The 18,269-nt window shown below is 70.3% G+C and carries 17 protein-coding genes; 7 read left to right on the forward strand and 10 right to left on the reverse strand.

All coding sequences use genetic code 11. The annotated features are described in order from the left end of the window. Nucleotides 1-35 precede the first annotated feature (35 nt). On the reverse strand, nt 36-1,424 hold the full coding sequence (locus ACT3UN_RS08715) for an MFS transporter (RefSeq protein ID WP_301442822.1): 1,389 nt from the start codon (nt 1,422-1,424) through the stop codon (nt 36-38). Between the two features lie 66 nt (nt 1,425-1,490). Between ACT3UN_RS08715 and ACT3UN_RS08720 the strand changes: the two genes are divergently transcribed. Both ACT3UN_RS08720 and crtI read left to right on the forward strand, forming a co-directional pair. After that, nucleotides 1,491-2,441, forward strand: coding sequence for a phytoene/squalene synthase family protein (locus ACT3UN_RS08720; RefSeq protein ID WP_441578903.1), 951 nt, complete (start codon nt 1,491-1,493; stop codon nt 2,439-2,441). Then, complete coding sequence (gene crtI / locus ACT3UN_RS08725; protein ID WP_441578904.1) at nt 2,438-4,075, forward strand: phytoene desaturase family protein; 1,638 nt, start codon at nt 2,438-2,440, stop codon at nt 4,073-4,075. The genes ACT3UN_RS08720 and crtI overlap by 4 nt, the downstream gene beginning before the upstream one ends. On the opposite strand, the gene ACT3UN_RS08730 is transcribed toward crtI, so the two are convergent. Beyond that, nucleotides 4,020-4,541 carry a GNAT family N-acetyltransferase gene (locus ACT3UN_RS08730; protein ID WP_444656902.1) on the reverse strand — a complete coding sequence of 174 codons (522 nt, stop codon included), beginning with the start codon at nt 4,539-4,541 and terminating at the stop codon, nt 4,020-4,022. The genes crtI and ACT3UN_RS08730 overlap by 56 nt on opposite strands. Continuing rightward, nucleotides 4,541-5,338 carry a L,D-transpeptidase gene (locus ACT3UN_RS08735; RefSeq protein WP_441578905.1) on the reverse strand — a complete coding sequence of 266 codons (798 nt, stop codon included), beginning with the start codon at nt 5,336-5,338 and terminating at the stop codon, nt 4,541-4,543. Before ACT3UN_RS08735 ends, ACT3UN_RS08730 begins: the two co-directional genes overlap by 1 nt. Before the next feature lie 254 nt (nt 5,339-5,592). On the opposite strand from ACT3UN_RS08735, the gene ACT3UN_RS08740 reads away from it, so the two are divergent. Both ACT3UN_RS08740 and ACT3UN_RS08745 read left to right on the forward strand, forming a co-directional pair. Next, nucleotides 5,593-6,276 (forward strand): response regulator transcription factor, encoded by a 684-nt coding sequence (locus tag ACT3UN_RS08740; protein WP_441578913.1) that lies wholly within the window; start codon nt 5,593-5,595, stop codon nt 6,274-6,276. Nucleotides 6,277-6,281: 5 nt separating this feature from the next. Next, complete coding sequence (locus ACT3UN_RS08745) at nt 6,282-7,874, forward strand: sensor histidine kinase (RefSeq protein WP_441582604.1); 1,593 nt, start codon at nt 6,282-6,284, stop codon at nt 7,872-7,874. A gap of 11 nt (nt 7,875-7,885) precedes the next feature. Here the strand turns inward: ACT3UN_RS08745 and ACT3UN_RS08750 are convergent, their stop codons facing one another. From ACT3UN_RS08750 to ACT3UN_RS08775, 6 genes are all read right to left on the reverse strand, one after another. Beyond that, nucleotides 7,886-8,716: an esterase/lipase family protein gene (locus ACT3UN_RS08750; RefSeq protein WP_441582605.1), complete on the reverse strand. Its 831-nt coding sequence runs from the start codon at nt 8,714-8,716 to the stop codon at nt 7,886-7,888. A gap of 58 nt (nt 8,717-8,774) precedes the next feature. After that, nucleotides 8,775-11,285 carry an ABC transporter permease gene (locus ACT3UN_RS08755; RefSeq protein ID WP_301442129.1) on the reverse strand — a complete coding sequence of 837 codons (2,511 nt, stop codon included), beginning with the start codon at nt 11,283-11,285 and terminating at the stop codon, nt 8,775-8,777. A 5-nt stretch (nt 11,286-11,290) separates the two neighbouring features. Further along, nucleotides 11,291-12,037, reverse strand: coding sequence for an ABC transporter ATP-binding protein (locus tag ACT3UN_RS08760; RefSeq protein ID WP_444656903.1), 747 nt, complete (start codon nt 12,035-12,037; stop codon nt 11,291-11,293). Nucleotides 12,038-12,041: 4 nt separating this feature from the next. After that, on the reverse strand, nt 12,042-12,593 hold the full coding sequence (locus ACT3UN_RS08765) for a helix-turn-helix transcriptional regulator (RefSeq protein WP_301442131.1): 552 nt from the start codon (nt 12,591-12,593) through the stop codon (nt 12,042-12,044). Nucleotides 12,594-12,731: 138 nt separating this feature from the next. Beyond that, nucleotides 12,732-13,715, reverse strand: coding sequence for an esterase/lipase family protein (locus ACT3UN_RS08770; protein WP_301442132.1), 984 nt, complete (start codon nt 13,713-13,715; stop codon nt 12,732-12,734). Then, nucleotides 13,715-14,155 (reverse strand): HIT family protein, encoded by a 441-nt coding sequence (locus tag ACT3UN_RS08775; protein ID WP_301442133.1) that lies wholly within the window; start codon nt 14,153-14,155, stop codon nt 13,715-13,717. Before ACT3UN_RS08775 ends, ACT3UN_RS08770 begins: the two co-directional genes overlap by 1 nt. A 32-nt stretch (nt 14,156-14,187) precedes the next feature. Between ACT3UN_RS08775 and purD the strand changes: the two genes are divergently transcribed. Genes purD through ACT3UN_RS08790 form a run of 3 tightly spaced genes read left to right on the forward strand, consistent with a single transcriptional unit; the run spans nt 14,188 to nt 17,118 of the window. Next, nucleotides 14,188-15,474, forward strand: coding sequence for a phosphoribosylamine--glycine ligase (purD, locus tag ACT3UN_RS08780; protein ID WP_301442134.1), 1,287 nt, complete (start codon nt 14,188-14,190; stop codon nt 15,472-15,474). A gap of 54 nt (nt 15,475-15,528) precedes the next feature. Next, nucleotides 15,529-16,260, forward strand: coding sequence for a hypothetical protein (locus ACT3UN_RS08785; RefSeq protein WP_301442135.1), 732 nt, complete (start codon nt 15,529-15,531; stop codon nt 16,258-16,260). A 3-nt stretch (nt 16,261-16,263) separates the two neighbouring features. Continuing rightward, on the forward strand, nt 16,264-17,118 hold the full coding sequence (locus ACT3UN_RS08790) for an Fpg/Nei family DNA glycosylase (protein WP_301442136.1): 855 nt from the start codon (nt 16,264-16,266) through the stop codon (nt 17,116-17,118). Nucleotides 17,119-17,137: 19 nt separating this feature from the next. On the opposite strand, the gene ACT3UN_RS08795 is transcribed toward ACT3UN_RS08790, so the two are convergent. Beyond that, nucleotides 17,138-18,166, reverse strand: a complete 1,029-nt coding sequence (locus ACT3UN_RS08795) for an ABC transporter substrate-binding protein (RefSeq protein WP_301442137.1) — start codon at nt 18,164-18,166, stop codon at nt 17,138-17,140. Nucleotides 18,167-18,269 lie beyond the last annotated feature (103 nt).

Raw genomic sequence — 18,269 nt, forward strand, 5'->3', positions numbered from 1 at the left:
AAGCCTCCTTCGGGTGAGATGAGGCTTACCGTACCTTACCGGGAGGGGGTACCGGCACCCCTCGCCTTGGTGAGCAGCAGCAGGCCGACGAGCAGCACCACACCGATGCCCAGGATGCCGAAGCGGTCCTCGCCGGTGATGCCGGTGAACAGGGAGAAGGCGGCCGGGGCCATCCAGCTCACGCTGCGTCCGGTGGTGGCGTACAGGCCGAACATCTGGCCTTCGCGTCCCGGCGGGCAGATCCGGGCCAGGTAGGAGCGCGACGCACTCTGCGCGGGGCCGACGAACAGGCACAGCAGCAGCCCGAAGATCCAGAACATCGCCGGGCCGTCCACGAAGAACAGCACGAAGGCGTCCAGCACCAGCAGGATCAGAGACACCATGATCACCGGTTTCGGCCCGACCTTGTCGTCGAGGTAACCACAGGCCAGGGCGCCGATCGCGGAGACCACGTTCGCACCGACTCCGAACAGCAGCACGTCGGCCGGACTGAGCCCGTAGACCGACACCGCGAGCACGGCGCCGAAGGTGAACACGCCGGCCAGCCCGTCGCGGAAGACCGCCGAGGCGATGAGGAACCACACGGCCGAGCGGTCGGTGCGCCACAGTTCGGCGATGTCGCGGAACAGACCGCGGTAGGACTCCGCCACCGAGGAGGTCTGCGCGGTGGGGTCGGGGGTGTTCTCCGGGACCTTGAACATCACCGGGATCGCCGAGGCCAGGAACCACACGGCGGCGATGACGGCGACGACGCGCACGTTCCAGCCGTCCTCGACCGGGACGTTGAACAGGCCACGGGTGTCGCCGTCGCCGGCGATGAAGCCGAGGTAGCAGAACAGCAGCAGGACGATGCCGCCGAAGTAGCCCATCGACCAGCCGAAGCCGGACACCCGGCCCACGTTGGCGCGGGTGGAGACCTGCGAGAGCATGGCGAAGTAGCTGACCTCGGCGAACTCGAAGGTCACGGAGGCCACGGACATGATCACGATGCCGGCCCAGAAGTAGCCGGGGGCGTCGTCGCCGATGCCGACCAGGCTGAACATCAGGCCCACGGTGACAAGCGTCCACACGGTCACGGAGCGGCGCCGGGTGCCGCGGGCGTCGGCGCGGCGTCCCATCACCGGGGCGACCAGGGCGATCGTGACCCCGCCGACGGCCATCGCCCAGCCGTACCAGGTCGCCGGGCTGGTGCCGTCGCCGAACCCGCCCTCGATGGAGCCGCCGACGGAGTCGGTGAGGTAGACGGAGAAGATGAAGGTCACGAGCACGGCGTTGAAGGCCGCCGACCCCCAGTCCCAGAACGCCCAGGCGAGGGTGGGGCCGCGGTAGATCCCGGTGAGCGCGGCGGTGTCGGTCGCGGTGTCGGTCGCGGTGTCGTGCGCGGTGTCGGGGCCGTGGCCGTCGTCGGGTGTCGTGGTCGCCATGCCAACAGACTATTGCCCAGGTGAACATACCGGGGACGCGGGTGTGGCGGGGTACTCTGTCTGTCGATGAATACACGCAGTCGCAGCACCGCCGCCGGGGCGTACGGGGCCCTGGCCGAGCACGTCTCGGCCACCGTGATCGGACGCTACTCCACGTCCTTCTCGCTGGCCACGCGGTTGCTGCCGGCCGGGGTGCGCGACGACATCCGCAACCTCTACGCCGTGGTGCGCATCGCCGACGAGATCGTGGACGGGGCCGCCGGCGTCGCCGGGGCTGCCGGGGGTACAGAAGGCACAGAGCGCACAGACGTGCGCGGCGTGCTCGACGACTACGAGGACCGCGTGCTCGCCGCGCCGGGCCGGGGGTTCCACACCGACCTGGTGCTGCACGCCTGGGCGTGCACCGCACGGCGCTGCGGGATCGACCCCGAGCACATGCGGGCCTTCTTCTCCTCGATGCGCAGCGACCTGGAGCAGGTGGTGCACGACCGTGACAGCCTGGCCCGCTACATCCACGGTTCCGCCGAGGTCATCGGCCTGATGTGCCTCGACATCTTCCTCGCCCACGCCGGGCCGGTGAGCGGGCGGCAGCGCGCCTGGCTGGAGGACGGTGCCGCCGCGCTCGGCGCGTCCTTCCAGAAGGTCAACTTCCTGCGTGACCTCGCCGACGACCGGGACGTCCTCGGGCGGCTGTACCTGCCGGAACTGCAGGACGGCCCGCTGACCGTCGCGGTGCGCGACCGCATCCTCGACGAGGTGGACGCCGGGATCGCCGAGGGGCGTCTCCGCATCCCCGCCCTGCCGTCGGGCTGCCGCGCCGGGGTGGCGTCCGCCGCCGCGCTCTACGCGGAGCTGTCCGCACGCCTGCGTCGTTCCACCCCGGAGCAGATCGTGGGTACCCGCGTGCGCGTGCCCGCCCCGGTGAAGGCCTCGCTCACCGCCCGCGCTCTCGCCGGGTCCGTCGCCGGGTCCGTCGCCGGCTCGGTCGCCGGCTCGGTGACGGGGGCACGTCGGTGAGCGCGCAACGCGCCGTCGTCGTCGGCGCCGGGGTCGCAGGTCTGGCCACCGCCGGGCTGCTGGCACGTCAGGGCTACCAGGTCACCGTGCTGGAACGCGGAGACACCGTCGGCGGGCGCGCCGGCTCGCTCAGCGTCGACGAGGCGCCGGGGTTCCGGTGGGACACCGGCCCGAGCTGGTACCTCATGCCGGAGGCCTTCGACCGGTTCTTCCACCTGATGGGCACCTCCACCGACGAGCAGCTCGACCTCACCGACCTCACCCCCGGCTACCGCCTGCTTCCGGAGGGCCTGGACCCGGTCGACGTACCGGTGGGGGAGGACGCCGTGGCAGCGCTCTTCGAGTCACTGGAGCCCGGTGCCGGTGAGACGGTGCGCGACTACCTGCACGAGGCGGGGGACACCTACCGCATCGCCGTGGAGCGTTTCCTCTACACCGACTTCTCCTCCCCGGCCCCGTTCCTCGCACCGGGTGTGCTGCGCCGGGCGGGGCGTCTGGCACGGTTGCTGACCGGCACGCTGGAGTCGCTGGTGGACGGACGTTTCGCCGACCGCAGGCTGCGCCAGATCCTGTCGTACCCGGCGGTGTTCCTGTCCTCACGTCCGTCACAGACCCCGGCGCTGTACCAGTTGATGAGCTACACCGACCTGGTGCAGGGTGTGAGGTACCCGGTCGGCGGGTTCACCAGCGTGGTCGGGGCGCTGCACCGGCTGGCCGTGGAACACGGCGCGCAGGTCCGCACAGGCGTGGACGTGACGGCGATCGTCACCGACACCGACCGGGCGAACCCGCTGCGTACGGTGCCCGGGCTCGGACGCCTCGGCGCGGCGGTGTCCTCGGCGCGGGCGCGTGGTGTCACGGTCGCCGGCGGGGAGTTCATCCCCGCCGACGTGGTCGTCAGCGCCGCCGACCTGCACCACACCGAGAACGTCCTGCTGCCGCCGGGGTTGCGCACCTACCCGGAGCCGCGGTGGCGGCGGGCGGACCCGGGGGTCGGTGCGGTGGTGGTGATGCTCGGGGTGCGCGGGGCGCTGCCGGAGCTGGCGCACCACACGCTGATCTTCAGCGAGGACTGGACGCCGGACTTCGCCGCCGTCTTCGACGGGGCTGGTACCGGCAAACCCGACTTCTCGCGCTCGGTGTACGTCTCACGTCCCTCGGCGACGGACCCGGACGTGGCGCCGGAGGGCCACGAGAACCTGTTCATCCTGGTCCCGGTGGCCTGCGACCCGACGATGGACGCCGCCACCGTGGAGGCGGTCGCCGATGCGACGGTGCGTCTCGTCGCCGAGCGCGCCGGCGTCCCGGACCTCGCCGAGCGGGTGGTGGTGCGCCGGACGTTGGGGCCGGCGGACTTCGCCACGCGCTACAACTCCTGGCGCGGCTGGGCGTTGGGTCTGGCGCACACGCTGGCGCAGTCGGCGTTCATGCGCGGCACGAACCGGTCACGGGCGGTGGGGAACCTGTACTACGCCGGCTCCACCACGACACCCGGGGTGGGGGTTCCGATGTGCCTGATCAGCGCGGAGAACGCCGTGCGGCGTCTCACGCGGGACTCGAAGGCGAAACCCCGCCCAACTAGAAGCGGTGCAGCATCACGTGGCACCGGCCGCTGGGGTCGAGACCACCGTTGACCTCGCTGTCCACGTAGCCGAGCTTGGCGTACACGTGGCGCGCGCGGTCGTTGCCGAGGTCCACGGCCAGGGAGACGCCGGGGTAGCCGGCCTGACGCGCGACGCGCAGCAGCACGGCCATCAGTGCGGTACCGCGACCGTGACCGGAGTACTCCGGGCGCACCGCGATGGCGACCTCGGGGAACTCGTCGGCCACGTAGCCGGCACCCGGGTCGTCGGCGGTGAAGGTGCGCAACCACGCGCCGCCCACCGGCGTCCCCGCGTCTGGACCGGTGTCCGTCTCGAGAATCACCCCGCCCTGTTCCGGGGTCCAGCCGTCGACGTAGGCCTCGATCTCAGCCTCGATGCCGTCGCTGACGGGCTGGCTCTCGTCACCCCACTGGTCGGTGAGGATGTAGAGGGCCCGCAGGAACTCCCGGTCGGCCTCGACGGCCGGACGGTAGCGCAGAGCAGTGGTGTCGTTCATCAGTAGATGAAGACCTCGTCGCCCGGGTTCAGGGCGTCGAAGTAGGTGATCGCGTCCTGGGTGTTCAGACGCACGCAGCCGGCGGACAGGGCGTCCAGCGTGCCCTGGTGGAAGGCGTGGCCGTTGTTGGTGAAGTACACGGCGTAGGGCATCGGCGCGTTGTTGAACTCACGGCTGATCTCGTCCTTCACCTTGTACTGCACGGTGAAGTTGCCGCGCGGGGTGTCCTGCCCGGCCTTGCCGGGGGACATGCTGACCGGCCCGTAGGACGTGTCGCCGTCCCGCTGCAGCCAGGTGCGCTTGCCGTCGATGTCCACGCACACGCGGGCGGACGCCGGGCAGGGCGTGTTGTCGGTGCTGGCGGCACGCTGCTCGGCGGCGGCGCGGGCCTCGCGCTCGGCGGCGGCGGCAGCGGCGGCGCGGTCCGCGGCGTCCTGCTCGTCCTGACGGTCCTGGACCGCACCCGGGGCGACGAGGTCGGCCAGGTCACGCACGCCCTGCTCGTAGGCGTCGCGGAACTGCTCGGGGACCTTGCCGGCCTGCAGCAGGGCGGCGTCGTGCGCGTCGAGGACGCCGTCGCGGACCATGTCGTTGATCTCGTCCGGCCCGGGCAGCTCGATGTCACCGACCGACGGCAGGTTGGCGGCGCTCGGCGCGGCGACGGCGGGGGCGATGCCCGCGCCGCCGATGCCGATCGCGGCGACGGTGGCGACGCCCAGGGCGGCCACGCGACGACGGAAGGTCCGGGCGGTGCCCGTGGGGCGGGTGTGGTGTGCTGGCTCTCTCCGAATGTTCACGGGCGCTATCCTATCCCCTGGCAACGTAGGTGGGCCACTTTTGCCTGGGTGTGTGTTGGGGCGCGTGCCCGTCCGCGTTCACCGAACGGTTACGGGAGTCGCTAGGGAAGTCACAGGTATTCTGGATGTGCCGAGCATGAAAAATCCGGGAAGCCGGTCCAGACTAGGGAGATATGAACGTGCCTGTGTCGAACAATTCCAGCAACACCAGCGGTGGCGCCCACAGTGCCCACAGCGCCCACAGTGCCCAGCCGGTGAAGGTCCTCGTCGTCGACGACGAGGCGAACATCGCCGACCTGATCAAGGCGAGGCTGGAGTTCCAGGACTTCGAGGTCCGCACCGCCGCCGACGGGGCCACCGCCCGCGAGATCGCCAAGACCTTCCGTCCGGACGCCTTCATCCTCGACGTCATGATGCCGGGGATGGACGGCTTCACCCTGCTCAACAAGTTGCGCGAGGACGGCCACGAGGCCCCCGTGCTCTTCCTCACCGCCAAGGACGGGGTGGACGACCGCATCCACGGACTGACCATCGGTGCCGACGACTACGTCACCAAGCCCTTCGCCCTGGAGGAGGTCATCACCCGCCTGCGGGTCATCCTGCGCCGGGTGCAGCCCGCCGAGGAGGACGACCCCTCGCTGATCAGCTACGCCGACATCACCCTCAACGACGACATGCACGAGGTCACCAAGGCGGGCAAGGTGGTCGACCTGTCGCCCACCGAGTTCAAGCTGCTGCGCTACCTGCTGGTGAACTCCGAGGTCGTGGTGCCGAAGTCGCGGATCCTCGACGCGGTGTGGGAGTACGACTTCGGCGGCGACGGCAACGTGGTGGAGTCCTACGTCTCCTACCTGCGCCGCAAGATCGACACGAAGGACCCCCGCCTGATCCACACCGTGCGCGGTGTGGGCTACGTGCTGCGGCTGCCGCGTAGCTGATGGCGGTGACGGACAGGATCGCCGGGCGTGCCCGGCGTGCGGGACGCACCTACCCCGGTGTCTTTCTGTCCCACTACCCCCTGAGGTTCTCCCTGGTCCTGGTGATCACGGTGCTCACCGCCCTGGGGCTGGCGGTGTCCGGCACGGTGGTGACCGGGATGATGCAGCGCTTCCTCACCGAGCGCGTCGACGAACAGCTGCAGGACAGCGCCGCGTGGGCGGCGAGCATCACCGAGTCGCCGTGCCAGGAGACCTACCAGTCCCACGACCAGCTGGTGATGCAGCGCCCCCCGTCGAAGATGTACTGGGGGCTGCCGGGTGACGCCTGTCAGACCACCGGCCCGAACAGCGTCAACGACTCACTGCCGGACGTCTCGTCGATCACCGAGTCGACGCGTCCGGTGACGGTGCCGGCGGCGGACAACTCCGCCTCCCAGGCGCCGTGGCGCGCCGCGGCGGTGACGAACGAGGACGGCGGGGTGACCGTCTTCGCCCTGCCGATGGACGGCGAGTCGAAGATCATGGACGGGATGACGACGATGCTGATCGTCATCAGCCTGCTGATCCTGGCATCCGTGACCGCCGCCAGCCTCTTCCTGGTCAGACGCGCCCTGCAGCCGCTCTACCAGGTGGAGCAGACCGCCGGACGCATCGCGCGCGGCCACCTCGACCAGCGTGTGCCCAACTGGTCGCCGAAGACCGAGGTCGGCCGGCTGTCGGTGGCGCTCAACCGGATGCTCGCGCAGATCCAGGGGGCGTTCATCGCGGTGAACGACTCCGAACGCCAGGCCCGTGAGGCCGAGTCGTCGATGCGCCGGTTCATCGGGGACGCCTCCCACGAGCTGCGTACCCCGCTGACCAGCGTGCGCGGCTACGCCGACCTCTACCGCTCGGGTGCGACGAACGACCCGGACATGGTCATCGACCGTATCTCCGCGGAGGCCGGTCGGATGAGCCTGCTGGTCGAGGACCTGCTGACGCTGGTGCGTATGGACGAGGGACGTCCCATGCGTGAGGACCCGGTGGACATGCTGGAGATCTGCCTGTCGGCCGCGGAGAACGCGCGCGTGGGATTCCCGGGACGCACCGTGAGCGTGCGCAACGAGGCACGCTCGGTGCCGGTGACGCTGGGCGACAGCGCCCGGCTGCACCAGGTCGTGGGCAACCTGGTGACCAACGCGATGCGCCACGCCGGGGACGACGCCTCGGTCGTGATGCGGCTGAGCCGTCCGGACGACGACCACCTGTCCGTGGAGGTCATCGACGACGGTGAGGGCATCGCCGCCGAGGACGTCCCGCACCTGTTCGAGCGTTTCTACCGTGCCGACGTGTCGCGTTCCCGCCAGTCCGGCGGATCGGGCCTGGGCCTGTCGATCGTGAAGCGTTTGATCGAGCGGCACAACGGCACGATCACCGTGGAGAGCGAGCTGGGCGAGGGGACGACGTTCCGTATCCTGCTGCCGGTGTGGCGCGACGACGGCGACGACGGTGAGGACGACGACGACCTTGAGGACCTTGAGGACGCCGAAGACATCTCGGAGGAAGAACCGGACCAGGAGCCGGGCGGGGCTTCGGGCCGCGACACCTGGGGCGGCTGACACCGGTCGGCCTAAGCGCCGGGAGCCCCGGGTGGAGCGTCCAGTGCCTCGACGACGAGCGTGCCGACGATGCGGTGGTGGGGGATCACCGCGTGACTGACCCGGGCGTCCGGGAACCGGTCCTGCACGGTGACGAACCGCAGCGGGCCGCGGTGGGCGTCCAACCCGGTCAGCGGGTCGTGTGAGCCCAGCGCGAGGGCCCGGTCGCGCGGGACGATCCGGTCGCCACGGGTGATGACCTGGGTGACCGGCACCGTGGAGCCCACGGTGTGCGCCAGCACCTCGCGCAGCACCGGGGAGCCGGCGAGCTGGTCGGCCAACGCCGGGGAGAACGCCCGGTCCAGGCGGTGCAGGACGCGGTGCTCGGGCGGGCGGAACCACGGGCGCGCCACCCCGCGGAAGTCCGCCGCCAACCCCACGACGTGACGCACCGCGTCGGCGTCGAGCCTGCCGGAGGAGGCCAGCGCCAGCAGCCCGCCCTGGGAGTGCCCGACGAGGTCGACGGGACCGTGGGTCTCGACGATATGGGACACCTGTGCGGTGACCTCCTCGAGGGAGTCGTGTAGACCGCCGGTCCCACGGTGACCGTAGGACACCGACAGTACCGGGCGTCCCGACTCCCGGAGGGCCGGGACGATGCGCTCGAAGTTCCCCCGGCTGCCGGCGGTGCCGTGCACGAGGACGACAGGACGCAGGGCGGTACTGCCGGTGCCGGCGGTGCCGGCGGTGCCGGCAGTGACGTCCGCGCCGGCCGGAGCGTCCGGAGTGTCCTTCCAGGGGTCGACCGCCTGCGGCAGGCGGTCGAGCAGGCGGCACAGCAGCGGGGGACGTGGTGCGGGCATCCCCCTACTCTGCCACCGGGACGGACGACATGGCGGACGGGGCGTGCGCCCCCGTCAGCTACCGCCGCCGGACCGGGGAGCGGTCCCGGGATGTGACCGCGCCGATGATCGAGCCGGTGATCCAGGCCAGCAGCGGTCCGACCACCGCAGTCAGGCCAAGGGCCAGCCACTGGGAGGAGGTCAGGAAACCGGTGTAGAACTCGGAGTGGCCCAGCACCTCGCGCACCGACTGACTGACCCGGGGGAGGACACCGACGACGACTCCGAACACGGTGCCGGGCAGGGCGATGAACAGGGCCTGTGTGGCGGAGAACCTGCGCAGCAGTCCCGGGCCGGCGCCGATCGCCGTGATGGTCGACATGTCACGCCGTGACTCCGTCGCCGCCAGCATCACCACCAGCAGCACCGTGCCCAGGGTGAGCAACCAGCTCAAGGCGACGGGAATGGTGACCCACATCGCCTGTTCTCCGTCTACTGCAGGCGTGTCAACGGTGACGTTGGGGGAGTTCGTCGGCCAGACTCCCATGGTCGTGCCGGCGGCCGCGAGGAGGGACGGCCGGGAATCGAGGAGGAAGACCTCGCCCTGGTACCGCTGTTCGAGGCTCAATGACTCGGCGGTGTCCGGGCTCAGCGCCACCTGGTCGGCTCCGGTGCCACCCGTGAGACCGGGGATGACGACAGCCGGAATCCGCAGCGTGTCATCCGGGGGTCCAGGGTCCTCGTCGGAGTAGCCGGGTGTGTAGCCGTAGTACGGGTCGTACTCGCGCAGGTCGAGGGGGAGCTCATCTCCCTCGAGAAGCTCCGGGTTCGAGACCACGGCCTTACCCTCGGCGAGGGCATCGACCGCGGCGCTGACGTCATGGTCCTCGACGCCGGAGAAGGTGGAGTACAGGTTCCCGTCGGTGGCCCGGATGTCCGCCCAGTCGTAGAGCGGGTAGAAGCCGCCCGATTTTCTCCTGTCGTCGAAGCTCAGACTCACGCTGAAGGTGCGGCCGTCGACGGTACGGGACCCGATGTCCGCGAGCGGGTGGTGGGACAGCGCGCCCAGGCGTTCCCCGGCCTGGTCGATCTCGGTGGTGTAGAGCGACTCGTTTCCGCCCTGGTACGTCGACATCACCGCCACGTTGTCGCGGTAGTGCGTCTGGACCTGCGTGTTGTAGGACAACGTGAGCGCGGTGGCGGCGAGGAACGTCGTGCCCGCGATGGCGGCGATGGCCGGCACCGTCCGGTGGTTGTTGCGCAGACTGTCGCGCACCGCCAGCCGACCTGCGGTGGGCAGGATGTTCCCGAGCCGGGACAGCAACCACACGCTCAAACCACTGCTGAGCACGACACCGATGCCCGCGACTGCGATACCGAGCGGGACGAGGTTGTCGGAGGCTGCGATCAGGAACACTCCAGGGATCAGGAACAGCGGGCCGATGAGCATCCGCAGCCGGAAGCCTGACATGCGCTGGCTCCCACCGTCGGCCAGGGCCTGCACGGGGTCCTCCTTCCCCGCGCGGATGGCGGGAACCAGTGCCGACGTCACCCCGCAGACCAGGGCGACGACCGCGGTGAGCGCGGCAGCGACCCAGGACCAGTAGAACCCTCCCGTGCCGTAGAGGGATATCAGTGCGGCGCCGACTCCCACGGACATGGCGAGGCCCAGGACCGTGCCGATCAGCCCGACGATGATGCCCTGGGCCAGCATCGTCAGCCGTAGGTCGCGGGGAGAGGCACCGGTGGCGCTCAACAGGCCCATCGCGCGGCGTTGACGTCGCGCGGAGACGGCGAACACGGGGGTGACCACCGCAGAGACCAGCAGGATCCCGAGAGCGAGGAATCCGAGGAACGTCGCTGCCGTGGCGCCGTCGAGGTAACTCGATCCGTGGCTCGCCTGGTTGTCGACGCTCGGCAGGGAGGGGAGCTCCGCGGCGGAGGACATGACCGCGTCCTCGATCTCGTCGGCGCGCTCAGAGTCGTGCGGCATGTACCAGGTCACGTTCATCGCGGACCGGTTGACCGGGACGTCGTCGGCGTTGACGACGGACCCCTGGTGGTCGGCACCGAGGACGACCGTCAGCTCGGCGCCGTCCACGGTGACGGTGTCACCGTCCTCGGCGTCCAGCAGGAAGGCGGCCTGATTGTTGAGGTGTACGGTGCCGGAATCGACCTCGGGGCCGGTGCCGTCCGCAGAGGGGAGCACGGTGACGGCCGTGAGGTCGACCGTCCTGTCCCCCTTGCTGAACTCGGAGTCCTGGAAGATTCCGGCGGACAGTGAGTCCGTGAGGTCGCCGATGGCGCCGCGGAGCTCCCCGCCCTGGGCGTCCACGGTCTCCATGGTCGTGTCCTGCGCCTCCTCCCTCTCGAACTGCAGTGAACTGGCGCTGCTGATCGGGGAGTTCTGGTAATCACGGTCGTAGCCGAGCGCCATCGAGGCGAACCCGACGATCAGGGACACCGGAAGGGCGAACAGCAGGACGGCGACGACGGTGCGCACCTTGTGGGAGGCGAGGTCGCGCCGGGCGAGGCGGAAGGCCACGCCGGCCCGGGCGGTGGGGGAGGATCTGGTGGTGGAGTTGTTCATGGCAATCACTCCACGATCCGGCCGTCGCGCAGGTGCACGGTACGGTCCGCCCAGGCGGCGAAGCGGGGCTCGTGGGTGACGAGCAGGCCGGCGGCGCCGTCATTCACCCGGTCGCGCAGCAGCGACATCACCGACTCCGCGGTGACCGAGTCCAACGCACCGGTGGGCTCGTCGGCGAGGAAGAGGTGACGGTCGCCGATCAGCGCGCGGGCCACGGCCACGCGCTGCTGCTGGCCACCGGAGATCTCGGACGGGAACCGGTCGGCGGTCTGGGCGAGGTTGATCTCCTCCAACGCCGCGACGGCGGCGGCGCGGGCGTCCTTCCGCTTCGTCCCGTTGAGTTCCAGGGGAAGGGAGACGTTCTCCGCCACGGTGAGGGTGGGGATCAGGTTGTAGTCCTGGAAGACGTAGCCCACGTGGGTGCGGCGGACCTCGGCGCGGGCCTGCGGCGAGAGGTGGGAGACGTCCACCCCGGCGACGAGGACGCGTCCGTCGCTGACGGTGTCCAGCGTGCCGGCCACGTTGAGCAGCGTGGACTTGCCGGAACCGGACGGGCCCATCACGGCGACGAGTTCGCCGGGTTCGATGGTCAGGCTGACCTTGTCGAGTGCGGTGACGGTGGTGGGGCCGTCCTGGTGGAACCTGCTGACCTGGTCGAGGTACAGGGCGGCGGCGTTGGTCGTCGCGTCCTGCGACCGGTTGCCGGAGAGGCGCCGGGGGGACAGGGGTGAGGTGTCGTTGGGGCGTATCATGGCGTCAGTTCTCCTCGGTAGTGGTGGCGGGCGGCAGTGACTCGACCTGGTCGAGCCAGCGGATCTGGGACTCCATGTCGAAGATCCGGCGCTCCAGCTGCAGCCGGTCGGCCGCGGTGGACGGTGGGACCTCCGCCTTGCTCCTCGTGAGCGTGCGGAGTTCGTCGAGGACGGCGAGACGTTGGTTGTGCAGGACGGAGGCGAAGTCCATGCCGTCCGGCAGGCGGCCGGTGGCGGACGCCGCCATCGCGGTCTTGATCACCAGGTCGTCGCGGTCGTTGGGTGGCGGCAGGATGGGGGAGTGCCACCAGGTGGTCAGCTCGGCGCGGCCGGTGTCGGTGACCGCGTAGACCTCGGTGTGCCGTCCGGACTCGCCGGTGTCGGACCCGGTGGGTTCGACGAGGCCGTCGCGGGTGAGGCGTTGGATCGTCTGGTAGACCTGTCCGACATTGACTGGCCAGGTGGCGCGCGTTCGGTCCTCGAAGTCGGACTTCAGCCGCCCGACGCTGCGGGGTTGCTCGGCCAGCAGGCTGAGCAGGGCGAACTTGATGGACATGATGCGTGTTCCCTTGCTGGAATCGGGGTGCTTACTCGGTAAGTTCCATTGAGGTTACCGGGTAAGTTACCGAGTAAGCAAGGGGGCGGGCACCGCCGGTCCACGGCGAGTGCGTTCCCCTGTGCCCCCCGCGCGACCTCAGTCGCGCAGCCCCTCCTCCAGGATCTTCACCACCAGCTCCTGGACCTCCGGGTGCGCGGGCATCTCGTCGTGGCGCACCCGGCTGACCCCCTGGTCCTGCAGGAACGCATTCCACACCCGTGCCGGACCGCCGGGGCCGTCACCCGAGTCCGGCTCCAGGAACGCGGTCTCGTAGGGGACCACGGTGGTGTCGTTGCGGGTGGCCAGGCACGAGTACCGGATCCCCGGGCGGGTCTCCGGCGCGGTCGTCATCGTGTCGATCAGCGGGGAACCCACCACCTGCTGCAGCCCCGCCGGCCCCATCATCTTGCTGATCACCGCCTCTGCCACACGCACGGTCGTCTCGCTGGCGGTGATCACCGAGGCCATCAGTCCGCGGACCGTGGTGCCGTGGTGCGGGGAGGAGAGCGTGACCAGGTGGTGGACCCGGTCGGCGCCACCCATCTCGTTGATCCAGTAGCGGGCGAGCAGCCCGCCCTGGGAGTGACCGACGATGTCGATCTTCTCCGCCCCGGTGGCGGCGAAGACCTGGTCGATGTAGGCGGCGATGTCCTTCGCCGAGGTGATCACGTCCTGCGTGCCGTGCACGCCGTAGTCCGGCGCGAACACCACCCACCCCTTGTCACGCAGCGAGACCACGAGGTTCTGCCACGCGTTCTTCGACGAGATCGTGCCGTGCAGCAGCACCACCGGGTACGGGTGCTCCTCGGTGGGGCGGGCGTGCCAGAGGTCGTCGACGAAACCCACCGTGTACTGGCGCGCGCCGATCGGCAGGGTGGTCGACCCGCCGGGCAGCTGCGGGGTGCGTGGCAGCAGCCGGGAGGGGAACTCCAGGGTGTTGCGCACCCCGTCGGTGAACTGGGAGAGCTGGTTGAGCAACGTCTTTCCCGGCGCCTCGAGGAACTGGCTCTGCTGCGCCTGCTGGGCCTCGTCCTCGGCCTCGGCGATCGCCTTGGCGATGGCCTCGATCTCGTCCTCCATCAGCCCGCGCTGACGTCCGAACCGGTGGTGACGCCGCGTGCCCGCAGTCCCGCACGGATCTTCTCCGCCGCCTCGTCCATCTTGTCGGCGTCGGTGTCGCCCATGCCCAGGGCGTTGGACAGGTCGTAGCCGGACATGTCGGAGGCCGGGAACACGTGGATGTGGGCGTGGGGCACCTCGAAGCCGGCGATGAGGTAGCCGGCGCGCGGCGCGTCGAAGGTGTCCACGATCGCCGCACCCACGTGCTGGGCGACCTCGTTGAGGTGGGCCCACAGCCCGGGCTCCAGGTCGGTCCACCGGTCGACCTCCTCCACCGGCACGACCAGGGTGTGGCCGTAGGCCACGGGCTCGATGGTGAGGAACGCCGCCACGGTCTCGTCACGGTAGACGAACCGGCCGGGGAGGTCGCCGGAGATGATGCTGCTGAATACGGAAGCCATGGCGTCGATCGTAGCGGCTAAACTGGTCAGCCATGCGCACACTCGTCATCGGCAACGGAGCCCGCGAACACGCCCTGGCCTATTCACTGTCCACCGACCCCGAGGTCAGCGAGGTGCACGTCGCACCCGGTAACCCCGGCCTCGCCGGGGTCGCCACGCTGCACCCCGGCCTCAAGGCCGACGACGGGGAGGCCGTCGTCTCCCTCGCCCGGGAGCTCGCCGCGGACCTGGTCGTCGTCGGCCCGGAGATCCCCCTGGTCGCCGGCGTCGGAGACGCCCTGCGTGAGGCCGGTTTCCCGGTCTTCGGCCCCTCGGCCGCCGCCGCCCGTATCGAGGGCTCGAAGGCGTTCGCCAAGGAGATCATGGCGTCCGCCGGCGTGAAGACCGCCCACGCGGAGTCCGTCCTGCCGGGCGCCTCGTCCGACGAGATCGCCGCGGCCGTCGACCGTTTCGGCCCGACGTGGGTCGTGAAGGACGACGGGCTGGCCGGCGGCAAGGGTGTCGTGGTCACCCCCGATCGGGAGGAGGCGCTCGAGCACGTGCGCCACGTCCACGCCGCCGGCAACCCGGTGCTGCTGGAGAGTTTCCTCGACGGGCCGGAGGTGTCGCTGTTCTGTCTGGTGGACGGGGAGACCGTGGTCCCGCTGCTGCCCGCGCAGGACCACAAGCGCGTCGGCGACGACGACGAAGGTCCGAACACCGGCGGCATGGGCGCCTACACACCGCTGCCGTGGCTGCCGCAGGACGGTGTGCAGACCATCGTCGACGAGGTCGTCGCCCCCGTCGCCGCGCAGATGGTGAAGGAGGGCTGCCCGTTCTCCGGCCTGCTCTACGCCGGCCTGGCCTGGGGGGCCGACGGCCCCGCCGTGGTCGAGTTCAACTGCCGCTTCGGCGACCCGGAGACCCAGGCCGTCCTCGACCTGCTGACCACCCCACTCGGCGGCGTGCTCAATGCGGTCGCCACCGGCACCCTCGCCGAGCTGCCCGCCCTGCAGTGGAAGGACGGCTACGCGGTCACCGTCGTGCTCGCCGCGGAGAACTACCCGGGCACCCCGGTCACCGGGGTGGAGATCTCCGGTGCCGCCGCGGGCGACGAGGCGCGCGGCATCCGCGCCGCCGGTGTCGCCGCAGGGCAGGACGGGACGTTGGTCTCCGCCGGTGGCCGCGTCCTGAACGTCATCGGCACCGGTGCGACGCTGGAAGACGCCCGCGCCGCCGCCTACGCCGAACTGGACAAGGTCTCGCTGCCCGGCGGGCACTTCCGCACCGACATCGGCCTCGCCGCGGTCGAGGGGCGCATCGCGGTGCCGGGGCGGTAGCCGGGGCAGTAACCGGGCACTGATCTGTGAGGGACGAGCGGATAGTCTGGACGGATGATCAACAGAACTCTCCGCCGCACCTGCGCGGCCGTCACCACGGCAGGTCTGCTGTTCGGTGCGTCCGCGTGCTCGTCCGACAGTGAGTCCGACTCCGGTGACGCCACGTCGGGCGACCCGGCGGACATGATGCTCACCGACTCCGACACCCCCGCCGGCTGGGAGTGGAGCGACGCGGCCGAGGTCTTCGAGGACGGCAACGACGACGACATGTCCGAACTGCTGGACGCCGCCAACGCCGTGGTCACCGACCCCGAGCAGTGCGCGTCCATCGCCCCGTCCGTGGTCTCGATGCTCGCTCAGCTCTACGACAACCCCGACACCACGGCCGCGGCCGGGTTCCTCCCGCAGGCGGACTCGGACCCCGGTGTGGTCAACGCGATGGTCTCCACCGACCCGGAGAACACCGGGATGGCGTTGCCGGACGACCTGTCGGAGTGCGAGTCCTTCACACAGCGTTCGGAGCTGGAACCGGAGCGCCCGACGGTGAACTTCCGGGCGGACGCCACCGACGCCGAGATCCTCGGCGCCGAGAACGTCCACGTCATCACCGTGGTCAACGACGCGGACTCGGAGCAGGGCGACAACCCGCTCTCGGTGGTCGTCGGCACCGTCGACGGGGTGGCCTTCCGCGTCGACGCCAGCGGCATCGACGAACCCCAGATCCTCATGGACCTCGCCGACCGCCAGGTCGACCGGATCCGCGGCACCGACCCGGACGCGCGGTGACCGATGCCTGAAGGTCATGTGATCCACCGGCTCGCCGACGAACTCACCACCCGCTTCGCCGGACGGCCCGTCAACGTCTCCTCCCCGCAGGGACGGTTCGCCACCGAGGCCGCCGCGCTCGACGGCCGTCTCTTCGCCGGCGCCGAGGCATGGGGGAAGCACCTCTTCCTGCACTTCGGCGACCCCTCCGCGCCGGACGCCCGGATCATCCACATCCACCTCGGCCTGATCGGGACCTTCACCCTGGAACCCTTCGCCGCACCCCGCGGCCAGGTGCGCCTGCGTATCGACGACGGGGACGTCGCCGCCGACCTGCGTGGCCCGCAGCGGTGCGTCGTCGTCGGACCGGCGGAGGAGGACGCCGCGCTGGCGAAGCTCGGCGTCGACCCGTTGCGTCCCGTCGACGGGACGACGCCGGACGCCGTCCTGAACGAGGAGAAGCGCCAGCGCGCGTTCGCGCGCACGCGGCGCTCCTCGAAACCGATCGGCGCGCTGCTGATGGACCAGTCGATGTACGCCGGGGTGGGCAGCATCTACCGCACCGAGGCGTTGTTCCGCGCCGGCATCGACCCCACGCTGCCGGGGTCGTCGCTGACCGGGGGCGAGCTCTCGGACATCTGGGACGACATGGTCGTGCTCATGGACTACGGCCTCGAACACGGCCGGATCGACACGGTGCGTGACGAGCACACCCCGGAGGCGATGGGGCGCGAGCCGCGCAAGGACGACCACGGCGGCGAGGTGTACGTCTACCGTCGCGCCGGCCTGCCGTGCCTGGTGTGCGGCACGCCGGTGGAGCTGGGGGAGATGGCCGCGCGCAAGATCTACTGGTGCCCGGTATGCCAGGCGGGGCGTTGACGGGTCCGATTGAGCTGGATTACTCGCCGTCGACGTCGAAGATGTCGGCGACGTCGGTGAGGATGTGGTCGGCGCCGATCGGACTGACCGAGGTCATCCAGGTCCCCTCGTCGACGTCGACCTTGCGTCCGGCGAAGGCCTTCCAGGTGGCGGTGTCGAGGACGGCATCCGAGATCGCCGCCCATTCGGCGGCCTTCGCGGTGCCCTCCTCGGGTACCGCGACAAGAAGGAGGTCGGCCTCGGCCTGGTCCAGGTTCTCCCGCGAGACCACGTACATCCCGTAGTCCTGACCGGGGTAGCCGGACTCCTGGTTGGCAGGACGGGGCAGGTCGACCATCGCCAGGACCGAGCCGGAGAACGTGTCCTCGCCGTACAGCCTGATCGTGTTCTCGTCCTTGATCCGCACCACGCTGACGTCCGGCACGCCGTCGCCGTCGCCGTCGCTGGCGGCGTCGCGGACGCGCTCGCCGATGCGTCCTGCGCGCTCGCCGATCGCGTCGAGCCGGTCACGTGCCTCCTCGGCCTTTCCGAGGGCCTCGCCGGTGAGCAGGTAGTTCTCCTGCCAGGTGTCGCCGGTGTCCTCGCTGAAGACGGTGGGGGCGATCTCCTCCAGCTGGTCGTAGTACTCGGCGTGCCGGACGTCGGACGACAGGATGAGGTCCGGGTCCAACGCGGCGATCTTCTCCAGCTGCGGTTCGGAGATGTCACCGACCGACTCCACGTCCGCCGCGCGTGCCGCCTGCTCGTCGTCGAGGTAGGACGGAACCAGGTCGGCGCCGATGTCGGAGACGCCGACGACCGTTCCACCGAGGTCCACCGCGTAGTCCAGGAAGGCGTTGTCCAGGGCGATGATGCGCTGCGGGGCCTGTTCGATCTCCGTCGTGCCGCGGAAGTGGTCCACGGTGAGGGGGAAGGCTTCCGAGGAGGCTGCTCGGGTATCTGTGCTGGTGCTGGCGCTGTCGGCGGCGTCAGAGGAACAGGAGGTCAGGGCCAGGCCGGCGATAAGGGCCGGGATCAGGGCTGCGCTGCACGCGCGGATCGTTTTCACGGGTTAAGGATAGCGTCACTTGACTAGCCAACGGCGGTGTTCCCGTAAGAACGCAAGCCGATTCTGTCGGCCGGGAACAACGGACATGACAGAATCGGCCCCA

The sequence above is a fragment of the Corynebacterium sp. AOP12-C2-36 genome (genome assembly GCF_052379185.1).
Classification (GTDB): Bacteria; Actinomycetota; Actinomycetes; order Mycobacteriales; family Mycobacteriaceae; genus Corynebacterium.